The following is a 22,654-nucleotide window of genomic DNA, read 5'->3' as shown; positions in this document are numbered from 1 at the left end:
AACGCCAATGCTTCGCACATTCAGCCTGATGCTGGCGTTAACCCTGGGCCTGAGCGGCTGCGCCTCCTGGTTCGAGGACGATTCGCCGCCGCCCCACGTATCACTGGTTAAGGTCGAAGTGGTGCGTGCCAAGTTGCTGGAGCAGAAGTTCAAGCTCTACTTTCGCGTGGATAACCGCGACGACGCCGACCTGACCGTGCGCGGCCTGATCTACAAGGTCACCCTCGGCGACCTGGTGCTGACCGAAGGCGAATCCAACGAATGGCTGACCGTACCGCCGCGCAGTCATAAATACTTCCGGGTGTCGGTACGGACCAACCTGTGGCCGCGAATACGCGATGTGGTGCAAATGCTGAAAAACCCCGAGCGCCCCGTGCCCTATCGTCTTGAAGGCGAGTTGAAAACCGGATTATTCATCGGTAATGACGTGCAGGTGGCTCACAATGGCGAGATAATGCCCGGCGATTTTATTCCGGAGCGACATCGATGACTCAGCAACCCCATGTCCATGGTCCCGACTGCAACCACGATCACGATCACCAGGATCACGACCACGGCCATGTCCACGGCCCGAACTGCGGCCACGCTCACCAGGAGCCGGTGCGCAATGCGTTGAAAGACGTCGGTCGCAACGATCCTTGCCCATGCGGCAGCGCGAAGAAATTCAAGAAGTGCCACGGCGCCTAAGCCACACTGAAGATCAAAATGTGGGAGGGGGCTTGCCCCCGATTCAGTGTGTCAGTCAGCCTATTTGTTACTGACCCACTGCTATCGGGAGCAAGCCCCCTCCTACATTAGTACTCATGCAATTACACAACTCCCGCTTGCGTCGTTTCGCCGCGCTCACTAACGTAGCGCCTTTAATGACGCTACCCCCCGCAGGAGCTTTGCCATGGCCTCGCCAGCCCTTACACATTTTCTTCCCCGGTTCGGCGTTGCCGCGGCAGTGGTCAGTGCGTTGAGCCTGGCCGGTTGCCAGCTCCAGAACACCCAGGACACCCTGCCCCCCGCAGCTGGCGTAGAGCCGATCAAGGGCCTGGCGCAAAACGTGTCGATACGCCGCAATGCCCAGGGCATGCCGCTGATCGAAAGCAACACCTTCCACGACGCGTTGTTCAGCCTCGGCTATGTGCATGCCAGCGACCGGATCACCCAGATGGTCACTCTGCGGCTGCTGGCCCAGGGCCGCCTGGCGGAAATGTCCGGGCCCGAGGTCCTTGATGTCGACCGCTTCATGCGCGCAGTCAACCTGAAAAAGAGCGCCGGCGAGCTGTACAACGCCTCGTCGCCGCGGCTCAAGCGTTTCTTTGAAGTCTACGCACGGGGCGTCAACGCCTACCTGTTCCGCTACCGCGACAAGCTGCCGACCGACCTGGCCCAGACCGGCTACAAACCCGAATACTGGAAACCGGAAGATTCGGCGCTGCTGTTCTGCCTGCTGAACTTCAGTGAGTCGAGCAACCTGCAGGAAGAAATCTCATCGCTGGTGCTGGCGCAAAAAGTCGGCGTCGACAAGCTCGCCTGGCTTATCCCCAGCGCGCCGGACGAAGCGATCCCGCTGGCCGAGGCCGACAAGCTCAAGGGCGTGAACCTGAGCCAGATCACCGGTCTTGCCGGGTTGGACACCGTCAGCCAGCAACTCAACAGCCTCAATGCCCTGGGCGTGACCACGTCGAGCAACTGGGCCATCGGGCCGCAACGCAGCCGCAGCGGCAAAAGCCTGCTGGCCAACGACATCGCCGCCCAGCCGCAAGCACCAACGCCCTGGAGCTACGTGCAGATCCGTGCGCCGAAATATCAGGCGGTCGGCGCGTCGATCGCCGGCCTGCCGACCCTGCTGTCGGGTTTCAACGGCAAGGTGGCGTGGAGCATGAGCGCGGTCAAGGGCGACACCCAGGACCTGTTCCTGGAAAAGGTCAAACGCCAGGGCAGCGCGCTGTACTACGAGAACAACGGCAAATGGCTACCGGCCGGCGTGCGTAACGAGACCTTCTTCATCAAAGGCCAACGCTCGATTCGTGACGTGGTGTACGAAACCCGCCACGGCGCCTTGCTCAACAGCAGCCAGGCGCTCACCAGCGGTTTTGGCCTGGCCCTGCAAACCGCCGATTTGAAGGACGACAAGAGCCTGGATGCGTTCTTCGACCTGTCCCGCGCGCAGAACGCCGGCAAGGCCTCGGACGCTACCCGAGAAATTCGCGCCATTGCGCTGAACATGATCTTCGCCGACGCCAGTAACATTGGCTGGCAAGTCACCGGCCGCTTCCCCAACCGCCGCGAAGGCCAAGGCCTGCTGCCGTCGCCCGGCTGGGACACGCGCTTTGACTGGGACGGTTACGCCGACGCGATGCTGCACCCCTATGACCAGGACCCGGCTCAAGGCTGGATCGGCACCGCCAACCAGCGCACAGCCCCGCGTGGCTATGGCATGCAACTGTCCAATTCCTGGGACGCGCCGGAGCGCAGCGAGCGCCTGGCGCAACTGGCCAACGCAGGCAAGCACGACAGCCGCAGCCTGATCGCCATGCAATACGACCAGACCACCCTGTTTGCCGCCAAACTCAAGGGGATGTTCCAGGCACCGGGCATGGCCCAGCCGCTGAAACAGGCAATCGACGCGCTGCCCGCCGCCGAACAGGCCAAGGCGCGCGAAGCACTGGGCCGCTTGATGGCCTTTGATGGTCGCCTTGCACCGACGTCCGCCGACGCGGCGGTCTACGAACTGTTCCTGCAGGAAAGCGCCAGGCAGATCTTCCTCGACAAACTCGGCCCGGAACACAGCGCCAGCTGGAAAGCCTTTGTCAGCAACGCCAGCCTGTCCTACTCCGCCATCGCAGACCATTTGCTGGGCCGTGAAGACAGCCCGCTCTGGGATGACACGCGCACACCGCAAAAAGAAGACAAGCCGGCGATTCTCGCACGCACCCTGGCCGCTGCGATCAGCAGCGGCGACAGCTTGCTGGGCGCCGATCACAAGGCCTGGCAATGGGGCAAGCTGCACACCACCGCCTGGAAAAACGCCGGCGGCCAGGTTATTCGCGGGCCTTTCGCCAGCGGTGGCGACCACAACACCCTGAACCCGGCACCGTACCACTGGGGGCAGGATTTCAATGTGGCCCAGACGTCAGCGCTGCGCACGATTGTCGACTTCGGCCAGCCCGAACCGATGATGGGCCAGGGCGGCACCGGCCAGTCCGGCAACCCGGCCAGCCCGAACTATGCCAACGGCATCGATCCGTCGCTCAAGGCGCAATACCTGAGCTTCCCGATGCAGCCGCAGAACTTTGACAAGGTGTATGGCAAAAGCCGGCTAACCCTCACACCTGGCAAATAACCCGGTTTTCAAATGTGGGAGGGGGCTTGCCCCCGAAAGCGATGGATAAGCCACTGCATCAGTGGCTGACACTCTGTCATCGGGGGCAAGCCCCCTCCCACATTTGGACCCCATGCATTCTGATAGAACTTCTGCACAGCCCCCCGCCTCATAAGTAACAAGCCCATCTCCCCGGTCACCCCATGGACCTCGTCATCGCCCGACCCGAAGGCCTCTATTGCCCCGCCGGGGATTTCTACATTGATCCCTGGCGCCCGGTGCAACGCTCCGTCATCACCCACGCCCACGGCGACCACGCCCGCACCGGCAACGAACATTACCTGGCCGCCGCGCCCGGCGAAGGCATCCTGCGCTCGCGCCTCGGCCAGGACATCAACTTGCAGACGCTGGCCTACGGCGAAAAACTCGTGCACCACGGCGTCACGTTGAGTTTCCACCCGGCCGGACATGTCCTCGGTTCGGCCCAGGTGCGCCTGGAATACCAGGGCGAGGTGTGGGTCGCGTCCGGCGATTACAAGGTCGAGCCCGATGGCACCTGCGCGCCTTTCGAACCAGTGCGCTGCCACACCTTTATCACCGAATCCACCTTTGGCCTGCCGATCTATCGCTGGCAGCCGCAGACGCAGATTTTTTCCGGTATCAACGACTGGTGGCAGGCCAATATCGCTGCCGGCAAGGCCAGCGTGTTGTTCTGCTATTCCTTCGGCAAGGCACAACGCATCCTGCACGGTATCGATGCCAGCATCGGTCCGATCCTCAGCCATGGCGCCGTCGAGCCGTTGAACCGGGTCTACCGCGAAGCGGGTATCTACATCCCCGAAACGCTATACGCCGGCGACTTCAAAAAAAACGACCCGCTGCTGCGCCAGGCCCTGATCATCGCCCCGCCCTCCACCGGTGGCAGCACCTGGATACGTCGCTTTGGCGACTACAGCGACGCCTTCGCCAGCGGCTGGATGCGCCTGCGCGGCACGCGGCGCCGGCGCGGGGTCGATCGCGGCTTTGTGCTGTCGGACCATGCCGATTGGCCCGGGCTGTTGTGGGCGATTGAGCAGACCGGCGCCGAGCGGGTGATGGTCACCCACGGTTCGGTCGGCGTGCTGGTGCGCCATCTGCGCGAGAAAGGCCTGGATGCCCAAGGGTTCAGCACCGAATACGGCGACGACGAAGAAGAGGCCAGCGCATGAAAGCCTTCGCCGAGCTGTACGCCAACCTCGATGCCACGACCTCCAGCAACGCCAAGCTGGCGGCACTGCAAGCATATTTTCAGCAGGCACCGCCACAGGATGCGGCCTGGGCGGTGTACTTCCTTTCCGGCGGGCGCCCGCGACAATTAGTACCGACCCGCCTGCTGAGGGATATGGCGACGCAAGCGGCGAACATCGAGCCGTGGTTGTTCGAAGAAAGCTACCAGTCCGTCGGCGATCTGGCGGAGACCATTTCCTTGCTGTTACCCGAATCCACCTACACCTCTGAAGATGGCCTGGCGGTGTGGCTGGAAGACAAACTGTTACCGCTGCGTGGCCTTGCGCCGCTTGAACTGGCCGAGCGCCTGCCGGCGCTGTGGGTGCAACTGGATCAACCGAGCCTGATGGTGTGCATCAAGTTGATCACAGGCAGCTTTCGCGTGGGCGTGTCCAAACTGCTGGTGACCCGTGCGCTTGCCGCCATGGCCGGGCTCGACAGCAAGCGCGTGGCCCAACGGCTGGTGGGCTACACCGACCTGTCCAATCGCCCGACGGCCGCAGGCTATCTCAAGCTGATTGCCGCCGAATCATCCGACGAGCATGCGCAACGCGGCGGGCAGCCGTATCCGTTTTTTCTCGCCCATGGCTTGGCGCAACCAGTGGAGCAGTTTGACGCCCTGCTCGGCTCTCCCGCCGACTGGCAAGTGGAATGGAAGTTTGATGGCATTCGCGCGCAGTTGGTCAAGCGTGAGGGTCGCTTGTGGGTCTGGTCGCGCGGTGAAGAACTGGTGACCGAGCGGTTCCCCGAGCTTCACAGCCTGGTCAGCGGCTTGCCCGACGGCACGGTGATCGACGGTGAAATCGTGGTCTGGAAAGAGGCGGTGCAACCCTTCGCCCTGCTGCAGCAGCGGATCGGCCGCAAGACATTGAGTAAAAAAGTGCTGGAGGATGCACCGGTGGCGGTGCTCGCCTACGACCTGCTCGAATACCAGGGCGACGACTGGCGCAACCACACCCTGGCTGAACGCCGTACGCAGCTGGAACGCGTGATCGCGCAGTGCAACCAACCCGTGCTGTTGCCCTCGCCACTGCTCGAGGGGCAAACCTGGGAAGCGTTGGCCGTGCAACGCGAAGCCTCCCGCAGCCTCGGCGTCGAAGGCATGATGATCAAGGATCGCAAAGGCCTTTACGGCGTGGGCCGCACCAAGGACATGGGCCTGTGGTGGAAGTGGAAGGTGGACCCGTTCAGCATCGACGCCGTGTTGATCTACGCCCAGCGCGGCCATGGCCGGCGCGCGAGCCTGTACAGCGATTACACCTTCGCGGTCTGGGACGGCCCGCCGGGCAGCGAGCGCACACTCGTGCCGTTCGCCAAGGCCTATTCGGGGCTGACTGACGAAGAAATGCGCAAGGTCGATGCAATCGTGCGCAAGACCACCGTGGAAAAATTCGGGCCGGTCAGCAGCGTCACGCCGAGCATGGTGTTTGAGTTGGGGTTTGAAGGGATCGCCCTGTCCAAGCGGCACAAGAGCGGCATTGCGGTGCGCTTTCCGCGGATGTTGCGTTGGCGCCAGGATAAGCCGGTGGAGGAAGCCGACAGTCTCGCCACGCTGCAGGACTTGTTGGCCTGACACCGGACTCCTGTGGGAGGGGGCTTGCCCCCGATGGCGGTGTGTCAGTCAGAGCATTTGTGTCTGCCCCACCGCTATCGGGGGCAAGCCCCCTCCCACATTGGAATCTCCATATGACCTGTAATGGTGCGACCTTTTCCGAATGCACATTAGTGGGCATTTCCTACACTTATAAATCCCTTATCCCACCTTTTAAAACGATCATTCGGAACTATGGTGCAGAAATTGCTACTTGTGCTGCGTCTGACACCGTTCAGTAACAGTCCTAAACGCGCCACAAGCGCTTATCTTGGTTTTCAGGGAACACATAATGAAAAAAGCATTGCTGACCCTTTCTGCACTGGCTCTGTGCATGGCTGCAGGTGTTGCAACCGCCAAGGAATACAAGGAATTGCGTTTCGGTGTCGATCCCTCCTACGCACCGTTCGAATCCAAGGCCGCCGACGGCAGCCTGGTGGGCTTCGATATTGACCTGGGCAACGCCATTTGTGCGGAACTGAAGGTCAAGTGCAAATGGGTTGAAAGCGACTTTGACGGCATGATTCCGGGCCTCAAAGCCAACAAGTTCGACGGTGTGATTTCTTCCATGACCGTGACCCCGGTGCGCGAGAAGGCGATCGACTTCTCCAACGAGCTGTTCTCGGGCCCTACTTCGCTGGTGTTCAAAAAAGGTGCAGGGTATTCGACGCCTGAATCGCTCAAGGGCAAATCCGTGGGCTATGAGCAAGGCACCATCCAGGAAGCCTACGCCAAGGCCGTGCTGGACAAGGCCGGTGTGACCACCAAGGCCTATGCCAACCAGGACCAGGTATATGCCGACTTGACGTCCGGGCGCCTCGACGCGTCCGTGCAGGACATGCTGCAAGCCGAACTGGGCTTCCTCAAGTCGCCGGCCGGTGCCGGCTACGAAGTCAGCGCCGCCATCGACGACCCGCTGCTGCCCTCGAAAACTGCGATCGGTATCAAAAAAGGTAACACTGAGCTCAAGGCGCTTTTGGATAAAGGTATCAAAGCGTTACACGATGATGGCACCTACGCCACCATCCAGAAAAAACACTTTGGCGATCTGAACCTGTACAGCGGCAAATAATGCCTGGGGCGCCCCTTTTTCAAGGGGCGCTTTTTTATCGCCATAGGTCCTGATTTATGTTCGAAGATCTGTTGCAAACCCTCGGGCTGAGCGCGTTCAGCTTGAAGGGTTTCGGCCCGCTGTTGCTGCAAGGCACCTGGATGACAATCAAGTTGTCGGTGCTGTCCCTGGCCGTCAGCGTGTTGCTGGGCCTGCTCGGCGCCAGCGCCAAACTGTCCAGCCTGCCCGTGCTGCGTATCCCCGCCCAGCTCTACACCACATTGATTCGCGGCGTCCCCGACCTGGTGCTGATGTTGCTGATTTTCTACAGCCTGCAAACCTGGCTGACCGGCCTCACCGACTTCATGGAATGGGAATACATCGAGATCGACCCATTCAGCGCCGGGGTCATCACCCTGGGCTTTATCTACGGTGCTTATTTCACCGAGACCTTTCGAGGCGCGATCCTGGCCGTGCCCCGTGGCCAGCTGGAAGCCGCCACCGCCTACGGGCTCAAGCGCGGGCAACGGTTTCGCTACGTGACCTTCCCGCAAATGATGCGCTTTGCCCTGCCGGGCATCGGCAATAACTGGATGGTGATGCTCAAAGCCACCGCGCTGGTGTCGATCATCGGCCTGGCCGATCTGGTGAAAGCAGCCCAGGATGCCGGCAAGAGCACCTATCAACTGTTCTACTTCCTGGTACTGGCCGCGCTGATCTACCTGTTGATCACCAGCGCCTCCAATTTTGTCTTGCGCCGTCTTGAACGTCGCTACGCCGCAGGTTCACGGGAGGCCGTGCGATGATCGAGCTTTTGCAGGAATACTGGCGCCCGTTCCTTTATAGCGACGGCCAGCACATCACCGGCCTGGCCATGACCCTGTGGCTGCTCAGCGCGGCATTGGTGATCGGCTTCCTGGTGTCGATTCCACTGTCTATCGCCCGGGTATCGCGCAGGCGCCTGGTGCGCTGGCCGGTGCAATTCTACACCTACCTGTTTCGCGGCACTCCGCTGTATATCCAGTTGCTGATTTGCTACACCGGAATCTACAGCCTTGCCGCCGTGCGTGCGCAACCGGTACTCGATGGGTTCTTTCGCGATGCGATGAACTGCACCCTCCTGGCCTTCGCCCTCAACACCTGCGCCTACACCACGGAAATTTTCGCCGGGGCGATCCGCAGCATGGCCCACGGCGAAGTCGAAGCGGCCAAGGCCTACGGCCTCAGCGGCTGGAAACTGTACGCCTATGTGATCATGCCGTCGGCACTGCGCCGTTCGTTGCCCTACTACAGCAACGAGGTGATCCTGATGCTGCATTCGACCACGGTGGCGTTTACCGCAACCATTCCGGATATCCTCAAGGTCGCCAGGGACGCCAACTCAGCCACCTTCATGACCTTTCAATCATTCGGCATCGCGGCATTGATCTACCTGGCCGTGACCTTTGCCCTGGTCGGCCTGTTTCGTCTGGCGGAACGCCGCTGGCTGGCCTTTCTCGGGCCGAGCCATTAAGGAGCGCTCATGCGTCATCAGCAACATGACCTGATTGCGCCGGTGCCCGGCACGGCGCGACAGATTCACAGTTTCCACTTCGGCCCGGAGCAGGCGCAAAGCAAGGTCTACATCCAATCATCACTGCACGCCGATGAACTGCCGGGCATGCTGGTGGCCTGGCACTTGAAGGCGCGCCTGGCACAGTTGGCGGCGACCGGGCGCGTGCGCAGCGAAATCGTCCTGGTGCCGGTCGCCAACCCAGTGGGGCTGGAACAGGTGCTGATGGACGTCCCCCTGGGCCGCTACGAGCTGGAAAGCGGACAGAACTTCAATCGCCTGTTTGTCGACATCAGCGACGCGGTCGGCGATCAGGTTGAAGACTTGCTGGGCAGTGATCCACAACGCAACGCCCGGTTGATCCGCACCGCGTTATCCGCCGCCCTGGCCGCGCAAACCGCGTCGACTCAACTGCAATCCCAGCGCCTGGTGCTGCAGCGCCTGGCGTGCGATGCCGACGTGGTGCTGGACCTGCACTGCGATTTCGAAGCCGTGGCGCACCTCTACACCACGCCCGAGGCCTGGCCGCAGGTGGAGCCGCTGGCGTGTTACCTGGGTTCGGAGGCCAACCTGCTGGCCACCGATTCCGGCGGGCAGTCGTTCGATGAATGCTTCACCCTGGTGTGGTGGCAGTTGCAGCAACGCTTCGGCACGAGCTTCCCGATCCCCATGGGCAGCTTTTCCGTGACCGTCGAATTGCGCGGTCAAGGCGACGTCAACCACGGCCTCGCGGCCCTGGACTGCCAGGCGATCATCAATTACCTGACCCACCTCGGCGCGATTGAAGGCGACGCGCCACCACAGCCCGCACTGCCCTACCCGGCCACGCCACTGGCAGGCGTGGAGCCTGTGACCACAGCGGTGGGCGGCTTGCTGGTGTTCCACGCCTTGCCGGGGGAATACCTGGAGGCCGGGCAGCTTATCGCCGAAATCATCGACCCCATCACCGACCGCGTAACGCCCGTGCATTGCCGCAATGCCGGCCTGCTTTACGCCCGCTCGCTGCGACGCATGGCCACCGCCGGAATGGTGATCAGCCATGTCGCCGGCGCAGAGGCCTACCGCAGCGGCTACCTACTTTCGCCTTGAGGATGCACGCCCCATGTACAAATTGACCGTTGAAGGCCTGCATAAAAGCTATGGCGACAATGAAGTGCTCAAAGGTGTCTCGCTCAAGGCCAAAACCGGCGACGTGATCAGCCTGATCGGCGCCAGCGGCTCGGGCAAGAGCACGTTCCTGCGCTGCATCAACTTCCTGGAAACCCCCAACGACGGCGCCATGACCCTGGATGGTCAAGTGATCCGCATGGTCAGCGACCGCCACGGCATGCGCGTGGCCGACGATGCCGAGTTACAACGTTTGCGCACGCGGTTGGCCATGGTATTCCAGCACTTCAACCTGTGGAGCCACATGAGCGTGCTGGAAAACATCACCATGGCCCCGCGCCGCGTGCTGGGGTGCAGCAGGAAAGACGCAGAAGACCGCGCCCGCCGCTACCTGGATAAAGTCGGCCTGCCCGCGCGGGTGGCTGATCAATACCCGGCGTTCCTCTCCGGCGGCCAGCAGCAACGGGTCGCGATTGCCCGCGCGCTGGCGATGGAGCCCGAGGTGATGCTGTTCGATGAACCCACTTCGGCGCTGGACCCGGAGTTGGTGGGTGAAGTGTTGAAAGTGATCCAGGGCCTGGCCGAAGAAGGCCGCACCATGATCATGGTGACCCATGAAATGAGCTTCGCGCGCAAAGTCTCAAGCCAGGTGCTGTTCCTGCACCAGGGCCGCGTGGAAGAGCAAGGCGCGCCGGCGGACGTACTGGGCAATCCGAAGAGCGAGCGTCTGCAGCAATTCCTGAGCGGCAACTTGAAGTAAACCTTTGGGGCGCCTGGGGGGTCTGTGCATTAGAGCCTCCAGAGCGTCCGCTGCCGCATGGCAAAACCCGTCGACTTCGCCAAACAATGGTTTGCCACCCGCGGCTGGCGCCCGTTCGCCTTTCAGAAAGACGTGTGGAAGGCCGTCAAGGAGGGTCAGTCAGGCTTATTGCATGCCAGTACCGGCGCGGGTAAAACCTACGCGCTGTGGTTCGCAGCCCTCAATCGTTTCGCCGTAACGCGCCCACCCGCTACCGGCAAGCGCAAGCCTGCGGCCGAACCCCTGACCGTGTTGTGGATCACGCCGATGCGTGCGTTGGCCGCCGACACCGCGCGTGCCCTCGAGGCGCCGTTGGCGGCATTGCAGATCCCCTGGAGCGTCGGCCTGCGCACGGGCGACACCAGCAGCAGCGAACGTGCGCGCCAGACCCGCCGCCAGCCCACCACGCTGATCACCACGCCGGAAAGCCTGACGCTGATGCTCGCGCGCGCCGACAGCGAGGTCAGCCTGGGGCATCTGCGCATGGTGGTGGTGGATGAGTGGCACGAACTGATCGGCAATAAACGCGGCGTGCAACTGCAATTGGCGTTGGCGCGGCTACGGCGCTGGCACCCGGATTTGCTGGTGTGGGGTATTTCCGCAACCTTGGGTAATCAGGCGCACGCGCTGGAGGTGTTGGTCCCACAGGGTGGCGGGATAAACGTGCAGGGGCAGACCGCCAAACAGCTGCAAGTGGACACACTGCTGCCGCCCACTGCCGAACGCTTTCCCTGGGCCGGACATATCGGTTTGAAGATGCTGCCGCAAGTCGTGGCTGAAGTGGACTCGAGCAGCAGCTGCCTGGTATTCACCAACACCCGCGCGCAATCGGAAATCTGGTATCAGGCGTTGCTCGAGGCCAGGCCGGACTGGGCCGGCCTGATTGCGCTGCATCACGGTTCGCTGTCGCGGGAAACCCGTGACTGGGTGGAGCGTGCGTTGAAAGAAGGCCAACTCAAGGCGGTGGTGTGCACCTCAAGCCTGGACCTGGGCGTGGACTTTCTGCCGGTGGAACGAGTGCTGCAGATCGGTTCGGCCAAGGGTGTGGCGCGCCTGATGCAACGCGCCGGCCGCTCGGGGCATGCACCGGGGCGTCCGTCACGGGTGACATTGGTACCGACCCACAGCCTGGAGCTGGTGGAAGCCGCCGCCGCCCAGGATGCGATTGCCCAGCGGCGCATTGAAGCCCGCGAATCACCGCACAAACCCTTGGATGTGCTGGTGCAGCATCTGGTCAGCATGGCCCTGGGCGGTGGGTTTACTCCCGACGCGCTGCTGGCGGAGGTACGCGGTGCCTGGGCCTACCGCGACCTGACCGACGCCGATTGGGCCTGGGCCCTGGCCTTTGTGCGCCATGGCGGGCTGTCGCTCACCGCCTATCCGGATTACCGCCGCGTCGAGCCCGACGAACAGGGCATCTGGCGCGTCCCCGATGCGCGCCTGGCACGCCGCCATCGCATGAGCGTGGGCACCATCGTCAGCGATGCGAGTATGCATCTGAAGTACTGGAGCAAGGGCGGCGGCGGCAAGAACCTCGGCAGTGTCGAGGAAGGCTTTATTGCACGGCTCAAGCCGGGGGATGGCTTTCTGTTCGCCGGGCGCCTGCTGGAGTTGGTGCGCGTGGAAAACATGACCGCCTATGTCCGCCGCAGCACCGCGAAAAAAGCCGCCGTGCCGCGCTGGAATGGCGGGCGCATGCCCCTTTCCAACGAGCTGGCGCAGGCGGTGATCGAGCGCTTTGACGCGGCGGCTCAGGGTCGCTTCGAGGGGCCGGAAATGCGTGCGGTGCAGCCGCTGTTGCAGACGCAATTGCGCTGGTCCGGCCTGCCGACCCGCGACCATTTGCTGGCGGAGTTTCTCAAGTCACGCGAGGGCTGGCACCTGTTTCTCTACCCCTTCGCGGGGCGTCAGGTGCATCTGGGGCTGGCAAGCTTGCTGGCGTGGCGCGTCAGCCGGCGGCAACCCGTGACCTTTTCCATCGCGGTCAATGATTACGGGCTGGAGCTGCTGAGCGCCACCGAGGTGCACTGGCCGGATATCTTCAATGAGGCACTGCTCAGCCCGCAGGAGCTGCTGACGGATGTGGCAGAAAGCCTCAATGCCGGTGAACTGGCGTTGCGCCGCTTTCGCGAAATCGCGCGCATTGCCGGGCTGGTGTTCGCCGGCTATCCCGGTGCGCCGAAAAGTACTCGCCAGGTGCAGGCTTCCAGCGGGCTGTTCTTCGAAGTGTTCAAGCAATACGACCCGCAGAACCTGTTGCTGGCCCAGGCGGGGGAAGAAGTCCTGCGCAACGAACTCGACATTCAGCGCCTGGAGGAGACATTGCTGCGCCTGTCGGCGCTGCAACTGGACCTGCATGTGATCCAACGGCCTACGCCGCTGGCCTTCCCCCTGCTGGTGGAGCGGATGCGCGAAAGCCTGAGTTCCGAAAAACTCTCGGAACGCATTGCGCGGATGGTCAAGGACCTGGAAAAAATTGCGGACAAAGGAAAAGGTTAATGGCTTGTTCGATAACGCTTGAGGGTGAGCAGTTGTGGTTACTGGCGGACAAAGCGGTTTACTGGCCGGCGCGCCACAGCCTGTTGATCGCCGACGCTCACTTTGGCAAGGCTTCGGCCTACCGCAGCCTCGGGCAACCGGTCCCCCAGGGCACCACCAGCGAAAACCTGCAGCGCCTGGACCGGCTGCTGACGGCGTTTCCCTGCAATGAGGTGATCTTTCTCGGCGACTTCCTCCACGGCCCCGGCTCCCACGCCAGCGGCACCCTGGGCGCGCTGAGGGCCTGGCGAGCGCGGCATGCCGAGTTGCCCATCACGTTGATTCGCGGCAACCACGATCAACGCGCTGGCGATCCGCCTGCCGACTTGGGCATTGAGGTCGTTTCCGAGCCTCTCTTAATGGGCCCGTTCGCGCTGCAGCACGAACCGGACGCCCACCCCAGCCATCATGTGCTGGCCGGGCATGTCCATCCGGTGTATCGCTTGCGCGGCAGAGGTCGGCAGAGCCTGCGCCTGCCGTGCTTCCAGATAGGCGATCGCGTCAGCCTGCTGCCGGCGTTTGGCGCATTTACCGGAGGGTATGCAGTGGAACAGGACAGTGAGCGCCGAATCTTCGTGATCGGCGATCACCAGGTATGGCCCGTTCAGTGAACGCCGGTTGGCCGTGCGTGGATCAGGCCACGGGCGCGGGTGGTGGCTCATCCGGCAGGGTCGGCTCACCCGGTTCGGTAGGTTGCGGATAGTCCGGCTCAGGTTGACCGGGGATGCCGCCCGCATAAGCAGGGTCGGCCATCAAGGACCAGGCCAGAACACCAATCTGGTTGGGTTCAAGCCGGGCAAGTTCTGCGCTGATTCGCGGGTTGATCTTCATAAGGCACTCCTCAAGCGTGGCTCGACGCGTTTCACACGCGCCGAGGCAGTACACCTAGATAGAGTCACTTTCTGCAGACTAATTCCCTTTAAGCGTAGGAGCTTTCTATCAAGCGCGTGGGAGAGTAACGCCGCGCTGGCCCTGGTACTTGCCCGCACGGTCCTTGTAGGACACTTCACATGCCTCGTCGGACTGCAGGAACAGCATCTGTGCCACGCCTTCGTTGGCGTAGATTTTCGCCGGCAACGTGGTGGTGTTGGAGAACTCCAGGGTCACGTGGCCTTCCCACTCGGGTTCCAGCGGCGTGACGTTGACGATGATGCCGCAACGGGCATAAGTGCTTTTACCCAGGCAGATGGTCAATACATCCCGTGGAATACGGAAGAATTCCACGGTGCGGGCCAGGGCGAAGGAGTTTGGCGGGATGATGCATACGTCGCTCTTGACGTCGACGAAGCTTTTTTCGTCGAAGTTTTTCGGATCGACGATCGCCGAGTTGATATTGGTGAACACCTTGAATTCATCGGCGCAACGCACGTCGTAGCCATAGCTGGAAACCCCGTACGAAATCACGCGTTCGTCACCTTCGCCACGAATCTGGCGCTCGACGAACGGTTCGATCATGCCGTGTTCCTGCGCCATGCGGCGAATCCACTTGTCCGATTTGATGCTCATGGCGGTGTCCTGAATAGCGAGGTGGAAAAATTCTGTGGGGCATCTTACCGGGGCCGGCGGTGGGGTTCAAAGGGCGCACCGCTTTTAATGACGAATGCACCGGCGCCCATAACCCCCAGCCAACGGGGCCGGGGCTCCTGGCGCAGTTTTACGGGACAATAAATACCACCGCCAGTGACGAAATTAGAGAAACCTGCGGAAATACCATTGGCACGTTCCGGAAAAAGGGTTAAGGTGGCGTCACTGTGTTGCTTGTGTCACTGAGAATCTCTACACGATATGTTGAATTTCGATCCAACCATCTCCAAGAATTTTTCCTGCTCTTTGCACTCAGTCTCGGCCAGGGCTTTTCCTGAGTCGCAGTTAACTTTGTTCAAGGAGTTACACCATGTCTAATCGCCAAACTGGTACCGTTAAGTGGTTCAACGATGAAAAAGGCTTCGGCTTCATCACTCCACAATCCGGTGACGACCTGTTCGTTCACTTCAAAGCTATCCAATCCGACGGCTTCAAAAGCCTGAAAGAAGGCCAACAGGTTTCTTTCATCGCTACCCGCGGTCAGAAAGGCATGCAAGCTGAAGAAGTTCAAGTTATCTAACTTGTACTGACTTAGTCGAAAAGACCCCGCCCTCAAAAGCGGGGTTTTTTTATGCCTGGGAAAAATGTGGGAGGGGGCTTGCCCCCGATAGCGGTGTCTCAGTCAAAGCCTATATCGACTGAAGCGCCGCCATCGGGGGCAAGCCCCCCTCTCACATTCAAGCCTTCAAGCAGGGTCGTTATTGAAACAACGACTCACTCGACAAGCCGTTCTTCTCCAGGATCTCGCGCAAGCGCTTGAGACCTTCTACCTGAATCTGCCGAACCCGCTCACGGGTCAGGCCGATCTCCAGGCCTACGTCCTCCAGGGTGCTGCTCTCATGGCCGCGCAGGCCGAAGCGGCGAATCACCACCTCACGCTGCTTGTCCGTGAGTTCCGACAGCCACTGGTCGATGCTTTGCGACAAATCGTCGTCCTGCAACAGTTCGCAAGGATCCGTCGGACGATCATCCGTCAGGGTGTCCAGCAGGGTTTTATCCGAATCCGGACCCAGCGAGACGTCAACCGAAGACACGCGCTCGTTAAGGCCGAGCATGCGCTTGACCTCCCCTACCGGTTTTTCCAGCAGGTTGGCGATTTCTTCGGGCGAAGGTTCATGATCGAGTTTCTGTGTCAGCTCCCGCGCTGCCCGCAGGTAGACGTTGAGCTCCTTGACCACATGGATCGGCAACCGGATCGTGCGGGTCTGATTCATGATCGCCCGTTCGATGGTCTGGCGAATCCACCAGGTGGCATAGGTCGAGAAGCGAAAGCCCCGCTCAGGATCGAACTTCTCCACCGCCCGGATCAAGCCCAGGTTGCCCTCCTCGATCAAGTCCAGCAGCGACAATCCGCGATTGACGTAGCGTCGGGCGATTTTAACCACCAGGCGCAGGTTGCTTTCAATCATGCGTTTGCGCCCAGCCGGATCACCCTTCTGCGACAGACGCGCAAAATGGACTTCTTCTTCGGGGGTGAGCAGGGGGGAGAAGCCAATTTCATTGAGGTACAGCTGGGTCGCATCGAGCGCCCGCGTGTAGTCGATGTACTTGTGTTGCTTTAACGCGGAGGAGTTCTTGGATTTGGTACGAACTGAGGGAGGTGAAGCCCCCTCATTATCTGACATCGTTTCCGTAGCGATACCGGTCTCCATAAGGAGAACCTCATCGTCGATGTCAAACTCCGGCGCTTCTTTACTGAGAGCCATTGTTATAGTCCTTTGGTGAGTTCGACCTCAAGCTCAAGCGACGCCTTTATCCTTGGCAACGCTGGAGCCTGTTCCTTCTACGTGAGGGAACAGGCTGGCAACACATCAACGACGGGGTAGGAATTGCAGTGGATCTACAGGCTTGCCCTGACGGCGAATCTCAAAGTGCAGTTTCACCCGGTCTGTCCCCGTTGAACCCATTTCGGCAATCGTCTGTCCGACCTTGACCTGCTGCCCCTCCCGAACCAACAACCTGCGGTTATGACCGTAGGCACTGACGTAGGTATCGCTGTGTTTGATGATGACCAGCTCGCCGTAGCCCCGTAGACCACTCCCGGCGTACACCACTGTCCCATCAGACGCAGCCAAAACAGGCTGTCCCAAATCCCCGGCGATATCAATGCCTTTATTCAAACTGCCGTTTGAAGAGAATTTTCCAATCAGCACCCCGTTTGAGGGCCATCCCCAACCGGTCGGCGCAGGCCCCGCAGGTGGCAATGGCGCAGGTGCCGGCTTGCTCGCAACCGAAGGCGCGGCAGTGCCGGCCGGCCGCGTGAATACGGTGGTTTTGCTCGAAGAGGAAGACGAAGAACCGGACTTTGTCACAACTGCCGTAGGCGCCGAACCGGTGCGACCGTCGAAACGAATCGTCTGCCCCGGATGTATCGTATAAGGCAGGGGAATGTTGTTACGAGCTGCAAGCGCCTTGTAATCCCAACCGTAACGGAAGGCAATCGAGAACAACGTGTCGCCCTTGCGTACAACGTACTGGCCCGTGGTCACCATCGGCTTTTGCGGTGCCGCATTCGTGCGGTCGACCACCCGCGCACCACCGGATGGCGTGCTCGAGCAGGCGGCCAGTAAGGAACTCAAGACAAGGCCAAGCACCAGTCGCTGAAAGCTTGTTTTACTCATTCGCTGCGCAGGACCTGTGAGACTCACCCGCCGCTCCCTTTGTGGTGGCTGAACATTAACGCCCGTATCAGGCTTGAAATATGACGCAAGTATAACTGGGCACTGGCTTTTTACCGGCACACGGCTGAAACGAAAAATTCATCGTGTTTAATGCCGGCTCTCACCCTTGTTGAATCTATAGACCCCGCTGTAAGACACATCCGCGTCTATGGAATTCACTAACAGGGAATAAATGTCAGGCCAGCGGGCCATTGAGCAACGGCACGAACCGCACGGCGCCAAGCACATGCCGGGAAAAGCCGTCGTCCTCTCGAATGATGAGCATCAATTGTTGCACTTCGCCGGAGCCCACCGGGATGACCAGTCGACCGCCAGGCGCCAACTGGTCCAGCAACGCTTGCGGCACATCGGTGGCCACTGCAGTCACGATGATGCCGTTGTAGGGCGCCAATGCAGGCCAGCCTTCCCAGCCATCCCCCCAACGAAACACCACGTTACGCAGGTTCAGCTCCACCAGGCGCTCCTTGGCGCGGTCCTGCAGCACCTTGATGCGCTCAACCGAGAACACCCGCTCGACCAACTGGGACAACACGGCGGTCTGGTAGCCGGAGCCGGTGCCGATTTCCAGCACCTTGTCCAATGGCCCTGCGGCCAGCAACAGTTCGCTCATGCGCGCGACCATATAAGGCTGGGAGATGGTCTGGTTGTGGCCGATCGGCAGCGCGGTGTCTTCATAGGCGCGGTGCGCCAGGGCTTCGTCGACAAACAGGTGCCGAGGCGTGCGCCGTATCACTTCCAGCACCTGCGCATTGGACAGGCCTTCTTCGTACAGACGCTGGATCAAACGCTCGCGGGTGCGCTGGGAGGTCATCCCGATGCCACGGCGCAGCAGGTCGTCTTGTTCACGAGCCATCAGCGCAGTCCCTCCAGCCAGCCATCCAGACCACTGAAGGCATCACTGAAGGTGCGATCGAATTGCAACGGGGTAATCGATACATAACCTTGCATCACCGCATGAAAGTCCGTGCCCTCACCACCATCCTCGGCGTCGCCGGCCGCCGCGATCCAATAGCCTTCCCTGCCACGCGGGTCGACCACCTTCAAGGGGGCCGCCGCACGGGCACGGTGCCCCAGCCGCGTCAGCTGGATGCCGCGAATATGGTCCAGAGGCAGGTTGGGAATATTGACGTTGAGCACGGTGCGCGGCGGCAGGTCCAGGGAACCGTGCGCCTCCACCAGCTTGCGCGCGTAATACGCCGCCGTGGCCAGGTTATCCAGTTGCCGGGAGGCGAAGGAAAACGCGAACCCGATCCCGCCCAGAAAGCGCCCTTCGAGGGCTGCCGCCACGGTGCCGGAATACAGCACATCATCGCCCAGGTTCGCGCCCAGGTTGATGCCCGACACCACCAGGTCCGGCGCGTGTTCCAGCAGGCTGTTGATCGCCAGGTGCACACAGTCGGTGGGCGTGCCGTTCACGCTGATAAAGCCGTTGGCCAGAACCTTGGGGTGCAACGGACGGTCGAGCGTCAGCGAACTGCTGGCGCCGCTCTTGTCCTGGTCGGGGGCGACCACCACGCACTCGGCGTAATCGGCCAGCGCAGCATGAAGCGCGGCGAGACCGGGTGCGGTGGCACCGTCATCGTTTGATATCAGAATACGCATGGGTTGTCCGTCGGCCCCACCGGCACCAGATCAACAAGCTCGCGCACCAATACAGTGGCAAAGCATCCGGCCGGCAGGACGAATTCCAATTGCAGAATGTCAGGCCCGGGATAATGCCACGTCAACCCGCCAATGGGCAGTCGCAGAATGCGACGTTCTTGGCTCATGCCCGCATTCACTAGCCAATCACGCAGGTCAGCTTCTGCGGCGGCGACAGATTGTTCCAGTTCGTACGTAGGACCCTTCGCCGGCGACTCACCCTCGCCCCACTGCGGGCCGGTGGGGTGCAGGTCCAGGATCGCCAGGCGCGGGTCGCTGCATTCAGCCTCCCCGGCCGGGAAAAAGCTGCGGCTGTCGGTGAAGGCGAGCAGGTCGCCGACCTGGGCGCGTTGCCACGAGCCGTCAGCGACGCGTGCCGCCAACACTTTGTTGAACAGAAAGCTTCGGGCGGTGGACAGCAGCCGCGAACGCACATTGCGCTGTTCCGGCAAGGCCTTGCGCGCAGCCCAGTCACGGGCATCGACGACATTGCCGCCGTTGTGGCCAAAGCGCTGGGCGCCGAAATAGTTGGGAATGCCGTGCCGGGCAATCAACTGCAGGCGCGCATCGAGGGCGGCGGTATCACCGGCCAACTGGGTCAGGCGCAAGGTGAAGCCGTTGGCGGCATGGGCGCCGCGCTGCAGCTTGCGTTTGTGCCGGGCGGTTTTCAGGATCCTGAGGGTGTCGTTCTCGGCGGCACCCATGTCCGGGTCGGCCTTGCCGGGCAATTGCAGGCTGAACCACTGACGGGTCAATGCCTGGCGATCCTTGAGCCCGGCATAGCTGACGGTGCGCAACGGCACGCCCGCCGCCTTGGCGATACGCCGCGCCGCTTCTTCGGTATTCAGGCCGCGCTTCTCCACCCACAACCACAAGTGTTCGCCTTCGCCGGTCAGCGGGATGTCGAGCACTTCGTCTACCTGGAAATCTTCGGCAGTAGCCTTCAGCACCGCGCTGCCCAGGGCCTCGCCATAGGCACGCGGGCCGAGTAATTCAAATTCGTTCATGCGCGCAGCAACAAGGCGACGGAGTGCACGGCGATACCCTCTTCACGACCGGTGAACCCGAGCTTTTCGGTGGTGGTGGCTTTCACGTTGACTTGGTCCAATTCTATTTGCAGGTCTGCGGCAATCAGGGCCCGCATGGATTCGATATGCGGGGCCATTTTCGGCGCCTGGGCCACGATGGTGTTATCGACGTTACCGACTTTCCAGCCCCTGGCATGGATCAAACCCACGACATGGCGCAGCAGGACACGACTGTCCGCGCCCTTGAAGGTTGGATCGGTGTCCGGAAAATGCTTGCCGATATCACCTAACGCCGCTGCGCCGAGCAATGCATCGCTCAGGGCGTGCAGGACAACGTCGCCGTCGGAATGAGCCAGCAGTCCATGATGGTGCGCGATACGCACGCCGCCCAACGTGATGAAATCGCCTTCAGCGAAACGGTGCACATCGTAGCCGTGGCCAATACGCATAAAAAAAACGCCCCGATTTAATTCAGGGCGTGATTCTACCTACTTTTGCCTCACATTAACCGAGCAAAGCACGACCATGATGGCGCAAATGGTCATCGATGAAGCTGGCGATAAAGAAGTAGCTGTGGTCATAGCCAGGTTGCAGGCGCAGTTCCAGCGGATGGCCGGCGGCCTTGGCCGCTTGCTGCAGGGCCTCGGGCTTGAGCTGCACGGTGAGGAAATCGTCGCGATCGCCCTGGTCCACCAACAGCGGCAACTGTTCCGAGGCTTCGCTGATCAGTACGCAGGCGTCCCATTCACGCCACTTCGAGCGCTCCTCCCCCAGGTAATGGGAAAAGGCTTTCTGGCCCCAGGGACAATCCATCGGATTGCTGATCGGCGAAAACGCCGACACTGACTGGTAACGCCCGGGGTTGCGCAGCGCAAAGACCAACGCACCGTGGCCGCCCATCGAGTGACCGCTGATGCCGCGCTTGTCCGAAGCCGGAAAATGCGCTTCCACCAGCGCCGGCAATTCCTGCACCACGTAGTCATGCATCCGATAATGCCTGGCCCAGGGTTGCTGGGTGGCATTGAGGTAAAAACCCGCGCCGAGGCCGAAGTCCCAGGCATTGTCCGGGTCATCGGGCACACCGGGGCCGCGCGGGCTGGTATCCGGCGCCACGATGATCAAGCCCAGCTCGGCGGCCATGCGCTGGGCGCCGGCCTTCTGCATGAAGTTCTCGTCGGTGCAGGTCAGGCCGGACAGCCAATACAGCACCGGCAGCTTGCCGCCCTGCTCCGCTTGCGGCGGCAGGTAGACCGCGAAGGTCATGTCGCAATCGAGCACATCGGAGTGATGCTTATAGCGTTTGTGCCAGCCGCCGAAGCTTTTCTGGCAGGACAGGTTTTCCAGACTCATGGCCGACCTCAGAAATGGATGACGGTACGAATGCTCTTGCCTTCATGCATCAGGTCAAACGCTTTGTTGATGTCTTCCAGGCCCATGGTGTGGGTGATGAAGGTGTCCAGCGGGATCTCGCCGGTCTGGGCCATGTCCACGTAGCTTGGCAATTCGCTGCGTCCGCGTACGCCGCCGAATGCCGACCCGCGCCAGACGCGACCGGTCACCAGCTGGAAAGGACGGGTGGAAATTTCCTGGCCGGCGCCGGCCACACCGATGATCACCGATTCACCCCAACCTTTGTGGCAGCACTCCAGGGCCGCACGCATCAGTTGAACATTGCCGATGCATTCGAAGGAGAAGTCCACGCCGCCATCGGTCAAATCGACAATCACGTCCTGGATCGGGCGGTCGTAGTCTTTCGGGTTGATGCAGTCGGTAGCACCCAACTGCTTGGCGATCTCGAATTTGGCCGGATTGATGTCGATCGCAATAATGCGACCGGCCTTGGCTTTTACCGCACCAATCACCGCCGACAGACCGATACCGCCCAGACCGAAGATGGCCACGGTATCGCCCGGCTTGACCTTGGCGGTGTTGAGCACCGCACCGATACCGGTGGTGACGCCGCAACCGAGCAGGCAGACTTTTTCCAGCGGCGCTTCTTTAGAAATCTTGGCCACCGAAATTTCCGGCAGCACGGTGTACTCGGAAAACGTCGAGGTGCCCATGTAGTGGAAAATCGGCTCGCCTTTGTAGGAGAAGCGCGTGGTGCCGTCAGGCATCAGGCCTTTGCCCTGGGTGGCACGGATGGCCTGGCAGAGGTTGGTCTTGCCTGACAGACAGAATTTGCACTTGCCGCATTCCGGGGTGTACAGCGGGATCACATGGTCGCCAACGGCAACCGAGGTCACGCCTTCACCAATGGCCTCGACCACTGCGCCACCTTCATGACCCAGAATCGACGGGAAGATGCCTTCCGGGTCCGCGCCGGACAGCGTGTAGGCGTCGGTGTGACACACGCCGGAGGCGACCACGCGCAACAGCACTTCACCCGCCTTGGGCATGGCGACGTCGACTTCCACGATCTCGAGGGGTTTATTGGCTTCGAAGGCTACGGCGGCGCGGGACTTGATCATCCGGGTTTCTCCATGGAGTTGAACATTGATGG

The 22,654-nt window shown here is 61.3% G+C and carries 23 protein-coding genes; 13 read left to right on the top strand and 10 right to left on the bottom strand.

Features of this window, described 5'->3' with window-relative positions; genetic code table 11:
• Window positions 1-7 precede the first annotated feature (7 nt).
• From BOP93_RS06520 to pdeM, 12 genes are all read left to right on the top strand, one after another.
• The gene (locus BOP93_RS06520) at window positions 8-490 is read left to right on the top strand and encodes an LEA type 2 family protein (RefSeq protein ID WP_104501967.1); all 483 of its coding nucleotides are present in this window, start codon (window positions 8-10) and stop codon (window positions 488-490) included.
• A complete protein-coding gene (locus BOP93_RS06515) occupies window positions 487-687 on the top strand; it encodes an SEC-C metal-binding domain-containing protein (protein ID WP_065886122.1) in 201 nt (66 codons plus the stop codon). Before BOP93_RS06520 ends, BOP93_RS06515 begins: the two co-directional genes overlap by 4 nt.
• Window positions 688-892: 205 nt before the next feature.
• A complete protein-coding gene (locus BOP93_RS06510; RefSeq protein WP_104501966.1) occupies window positions 893-3,334 on the top strand; it encodes a penicillin acylase family protein in 2,442 nt (813 codons plus the stop codon).
• A gap of 182 nt (window positions 3,335-3,516) precedes the next feature.
• Window positions 3,517-4,521 (top strand): ligase-associated DNA damage response exonuclease, encoded by a 1,005-nt coding sequence (locus BOP93_RS06505; protein ID WP_104501965.1) that lies wholly within the window; start codon window positions 3,517-3,519, stop codon window positions 4,519-4,521.
• Window positions 4,518-6,152: an ATP-dependent DNA ligase gene (locus tag BOP93_RS06500; RefSeq protein ID WP_104501964.1), complete on the top strand. Its 1,635-nt coding sequence runs from the start codon at window positions 4,518-4,520 to the stop codon at window positions 6,150-6,152. Before BOP93_RS06505 ends, BOP93_RS06500 begins: the two co-directional genes overlap by 4 nt.
• A gap of 310 nt (window positions 6,153-6,462) precedes the next feature.
• Entirely contained in the window at window positions 6,463-7,242 is a 780-nt protein-coding gene (locus tag BOP93_RS06495; protein ID WP_057723170.1) for a transporter substrate-binding domain-containing protein, read from the top strand.
• A gap of 56 nt (window positions 7,243-7,298) precedes the next feature.
• Entirely contained in the window at window positions 7,299-8,027 is a 729-nt protein-coding gene (locus tag BOP93_RS06490; protein ID WP_065893388.1) for an ABC transporter permease, read from the top strand.
• Window positions 8,024-8,734, top strand: coding sequence for an ABC transporter permease (locus BOP93_RS06485; protein WP_104501963.1), 711 nt, complete (start codon window positions 8,024-8,026; stop codon window positions 8,732-8,734). Before BOP93_RS06490 ends, BOP93_RS06485 begins: the two co-directional genes overlap by 4 nt.
• A 9-nt stretch (window positions 8,735-8,743) precedes the next feature.
• Window positions 8,744-9,862 (top strand): succinylglutamate desuccinylase/aspartoacylase family protein, encoded by a 1,119-nt coding sequence (locus BOP93_RS06480; protein WP_104501962.1) that lies wholly within the window; start codon window positions 8,744-8,746, stop codon window positions 9,860-9,862.
• A 13-nt stretch (window positions 9,863-9,875) separates the two neighbouring features.
• Window positions 9,876-10,640 carry an ABC transporter ATP-binding protein gene (locus tag BOP93_RS06475; protein WP_104501961.1) on the top strand — a complete coding sequence of 255 codons (765 nt, stop codon included), beginning with the start codon at window positions 9,876-9,878 and terminating at the stop codon, window positions 10,638-10,640.
• Between the two features lie 57 nt (window positions 10,641-10,697).
• Window positions 10,698-13,178: a ligase-associated DNA damage response DEXH box helicase gene (locus BOP93_RS06470; protein ID WP_104501960.1), complete on the top strand. Its 2,481-nt coding sequence runs from the start codon at window positions 10,698-10,700 to the stop codon at window positions 13,176-13,178.
• Window positions 13,178-13,828 (top strand): ligase-associated DNA damage response endonuclease PdeM, encoded by a 651-nt coding sequence (gene pdeM / locus BOP93_RS06465; RefSeq protein ID WP_104501959.1) that lies wholly within the window; start codon window positions 13,178-13,180, stop codon window positions 13,826-13,828. The genes BOP93_RS06470 and pdeM overlap by 1 nt, the downstream gene beginning before the upstream one ends.
• A 22-nt stretch (window positions 13,829-13,850) precedes the next feature.
• On the opposite strand, the gene BOP93_RS06460 is transcribed toward pdeM, so the two are convergent.
• On the bottom strand, window positions 13,851-14,048 hold the full coding sequence (locus BOP93_RS06460) for a hypothetical protein (RefSeq protein ID WP_065886112.1): 198 nt from the start codon (window positions 14,046-14,048) through the stop codon (window positions 13,851-13,853).
• Between the two features lie 108 nt (window positions 14,049-14,156).
• A complete protein-coding gene (gene dcd / locus BOP93_RS06455) occupies window positions 14,157-14,723 on the bottom strand; it encodes a dCTP deaminase (RefSeq protein ID WP_003189215.1) in 567 nt (188 codons plus the stop codon).
• Between the two features lie 388 nt (window positions 14,724-15,111).
• Here dcd and BOP93_RS06450 point away from each other — a divergent pair, with 388 nt between their 5' ends.
• Window positions 15,112-15,321 (top strand): cold-shock protein, encoded by a 210-nt coding sequence (locus BOP93_RS06450; protein ID WP_002554837.1) that lies wholly within the window; start codon window positions 15,112-15,114, stop codon window positions 15,319-15,321.
• Between the two features lie 178 nt (window positions 15,322-15,499).
• On the opposite strand, the gene rpoS is transcribed toward BOP93_RS06450, so the two are convergent.
• The 8 genes from rpoS to BOP93_RS06410 form a co-directional block, all read right to left on the bottom strand.
• Window positions 15,500-16,507 carry an RNA polymerase sigma factor RpoS gene (rpoS, locus tag BOP93_RS06445; RefSeq protein ID WP_057723178.1) on the bottom strand — a complete coding sequence of 336 codons (1,008 nt, stop codon included), beginning with the start codon at window positions 16,505-16,507 and terminating at the stop codon, window positions 15,500-15,502.
• A 105-nt stretch (window positions 16,508-16,612) separates the two neighbouring features.
• A complete protein-coding gene (locus tag BOP93_RS06440; RefSeq protein ID WP_065932847.1) occupies window positions 16,613-17,449 on the bottom strand; it encodes a peptidoglycan DD-metalloendopeptidase family protein in 837 nt (278 codons plus the stop codon).
• A gap of 208 nt (window positions 17,450-17,657) precedes the next feature.
• Entirely contained in the window at window positions 17,658-18,293 is a 636-nt protein-coding gene (locus tag BOP93_RS06435; protein WP_170827533.1) for a protein-L-isoaspartate(D-aspartate) O-methyltransferase, read from the bottom strand.
• A gap of 41 nt (window positions 18,294-18,334) precedes the next feature.
• Window positions 18,335-19,084, bottom strand: coding sequence for a 5'/3'-nucleotidase SurE (surE, locus tag BOP93_RS06430; protein WP_065886108.1), 750 nt, complete (start codon window positions 19,082-19,084; stop codon window positions 18,335-18,337).
• Entirely contained in the window at window positions 19,072-20,130 is a 1,059-nt protein-coding gene (gene truD, locus BOP93_RS06425; protein ID WP_104501958.1) for a tRNA pseudouridine(13) synthase TruD, read from the bottom strand. The genes surE and truD overlap by 13 nt, the downstream gene beginning before the upstream one ends.
• Window positions 20,127-20,600: a 2-C-methyl-D-erythritol 2,4-cyclodiphosphate synthase gene (gene ispF, locus BOP93_RS06420; protein WP_057723182.1), complete on the bottom strand. Its 474-nt coding sequence runs from the start codon at window positions 20,598-20,600 to the stop codon at window positions 20,127-20,129. The genes truD and ispF overlap by 4 nt, the downstream gene beginning before the upstream one ends.
• A 55-nt stretch (window positions 20,601-20,655) precedes the next feature.
• Complete coding sequence (fghA, locus tag BOP93_RS06415) at window positions 20,656-21,501, bottom strand: S-formylglutathione hydrolase (RefSeq protein WP_104501957.1); 846 nt, start codon at window positions 21,499-21,501, stop codon at window positions 20,656-20,658.
• A gap of 8 nt (window positions 21,502-21,509) precedes the next feature.
• Entirely contained in the window at window positions 21,510-22,622 is a 1,113-nt protein-coding gene (locus tag BOP93_RS06410) for an S-(hydroxymethyl)glutathione dehydrogenase/class III alcohol dehydrogenase (RefSeq protein ID WP_065896986.1), read from the bottom strand.
• Window positions 22,623-22,654 lie beyond the last annotated feature (32 nt).

The sequence above is a fragment of the Pseudomonas orientalis genome, from assembly GCF_002934065.1.
Classification (GTDB): domain Bacteria; phylum Pseudomonadota; class Gammaproteobacteria; order Pseudomonadales; family Pseudomonadaceae; genus Aquipseudomonas; species Aquipseudomonas orientalis_A.
The sequence above is the reverse complement of the archived record's forward strand: the minus strand, read 5'-3'. Positions and strand labels throughout refer to the sequence as shown.

Coding starts and splice junctions, on each gene's coding strand:
- BOP93_RS06470 (WP_104501960.1), top strand. CDS start 10,698: ATGGCAAAACCCGTCGACTTCGCCAAACAATGGTTTGCCACCCGCGGC.
- BOP93_RS06490 (WP_065893388.1), top strand. CDS start 7,299: ATGTTCGAAGATCTGTTGCAAACCCTCGGGCTGAGCGCGTTCAGCTTG.
- BOP93_RS06510 (WP_104501966.1), top strand. CDS start 893: ATGGCCTCGCCAGCCCTTACACATTTTCTTCCCCGGTTCGGCGTTGCC.
- truD (WP_104501958.1), bottom strand. CDS start 20,130: ATGAACGAATTTGAATTACTCGGCCCGCGTGCCTATGGCGAGGCCCTG.
- pdeM (WP_104501959.1), top strand. CDS start 13,178: ATGGCTTGTTCGATAACGCTTGAGGGTGAGCAGTTGTGGTTACTGGCG.
- BOP93_RS06485 (WP_104501963.1), top strand. CDS start 8,024: ATGATCGAGCTTTTGCAGGAATACTGGCGCCCGTTCCTTTATAGCGAC.
- rpoS (WP_057723178.1), bottom strand. CDS start 16,507: ATGGCTCTCAGTAAAGAAGCGCCGGAGTTTGACATCGACGATGAGGTT.
- BOP93_RS06410 (WP_065896986.1), bottom strand. CDS start 22,622: ATGATCAAGTCCCGCGCCGCCGTAGCCTTCGAAGCCAATAAACCCCTC.
- BOP93_RS06520 (WP_104501967.1), top strand. CDS start 8: ATGCTTCGCACATTCAGCCTGATGCTGGCGTTAACCCTGGGCCTGAGC.
- BOP93_RS06515 (WP_065886122.1), top strand. CDS start 487: ATGACTCAGCAACCCCATGTCCATGGTCCCGACTGCAACCACGATCAC.
- BOP93_RS06435 (WP_170827533.1), bottom strand. CDS start 18,293: ATGACCTCCCAGCGCACCCGCGAGCGTTTGATCCAGCGTCTGTACGAA.
- BOP93_RS06500 (WP_104501964.1), top strand. CDS start 4,518: ATGAAAGCCTTCGCCGAGCTGTACGCCAACCTCGATGCCACGACCTCC.
- BOP93_RS06505 (WP_104501965.1), top strand. CDS start 3,517: ATGGACCTCGTCATCGCCCGACCCGAAGGCCTCTATTGCCCCGCCGGG.
- surE (WP_065886108.1), bottom strand. CDS start 19,084: ATGCGTATTCTGATATCAAACGATGACGGTGCCACCGCACCCGGTCTC.
- BOP93_RS06480 (WP_104501962.1), top strand. CDS start 8,744: ATGCGTCATCAGCAACATGACCTGATTGCGCCGGTGCCCGGCACGGCG.
- dcd (WP_003189215.1), bottom strand. CDS start 14,723: ATGAGCATCAAATCGGACAAGTGGATTCGCCGCATGGCGCAGGAACAC.
- fghA (WP_104501957.1), bottom strand. CDS start 21,501: ATGAGTCTGGAAAACCTGTCCTGCCAGAAAAGCTTCGGCGGCTGGCAC.
- BOP93_RS06475 (WP_104501961.1), top strand. CDS start 9,876: ATGTACAAATTGACCGTTGAAGGCCTGCATAAAAGCTATGGCGACAAT.
- BOP93_RS06495 (WP_057723170.1), top strand. CDS start 6,463: ATGAAAAAAGCATTGCTGACCCTTTCTGCACTGGCTCTGTGCATGGCT.
- ispF (WP_057723182.1), bottom strand. CDS start 20,600: ATGCGTATTGGCCACGGCTACGATGTGCACCGTTTCGCTGAAGGCGAT.
- BOP93_RS06460 (WP_065886112.1), bottom strand. CDS start 14,048: ATGAAGATCAACCCGCGAATCAGCGCAGAACTTGCCCGGCTTGAACCC.
- BOP93_RS06450 (WP_002554837.1), top strand. CDS start 15,112: ATGTCTAATCGCCAAACTGGTACCGTTAAGTGGTTCAACGATGAAAAA.